The sequence below is a fragment of the Paenibacillus sp. 3LSP genome (assembly GCF_032465655.1).
Lineage (GTDB): Bacteria > Bacillota > Bacilli > Paenibacillales > Paenibacillaceae > Fontibacillus > Fontibacillus barengoltzii.
On sequence record NZ_JAWDJI010000006.1, the window covers coordinates 1 to 594 of the forward strand.

Here is a 594-nt window from a genome sequence, read left to right on the forward strand (position 1 = left end):
GACTCTGCGCCGAAAATGTAACGGGGCTAAACACACCACCGAAGCTATGGCTTGATGCTTTGCATCAGGGGTAGGGGAGCGTTGTATGCGGGTTGAAGGTTGACCGGAAGGACAGCTGGACTTCATACAAGTGAGAATGCCGGTATGAGTAACGAAAAGATCAGTGAGAATCTGATCCGCCGAAAGCCTAAGGGTTCCTGAGGAAGGTTCGTCCGCTCAGGGTAAGTCGGGACCTAAGGCGAGGCCGAAAGGCGTAGTCGAAGGACAACAGGTTGAAATTCCTGTACCACCGTAATCCGTTATGAGCGATGGGGTGACGCAGTAGGGTAGTGACGCGAGCTGATGGATGCTCGTCCAAGCAGTGAGGCTGGTGTGTAGGCAAATCCGCACACCGTAAGGCTGGGCTGTGATGGGGAGGGAAAATTTACAGTACCGAAGGTCATGATCTCACACTGCCAAGAAAAGCCTCTAGCCAGGAGAAGGTGCCCGTACCGCAAACCGACACAGGTAGGCGAGAAGAGAATTCTAAGGCGCGCGGAAGAACTCTCGTTAAGGAACTCGGCAAAATGACCCCGTAACTTCGGGAGAAGGGGT

General features: G+C 53.7%; 1 rRNA gene. It reads left to right on the forward strand.

Annotation, left to right across the window (positions count from 1 at the left end):
• Positions 1-594 (forward strand): 23S ribosomal RNA (locus RW092_RS00410); the annotation flags it as partial.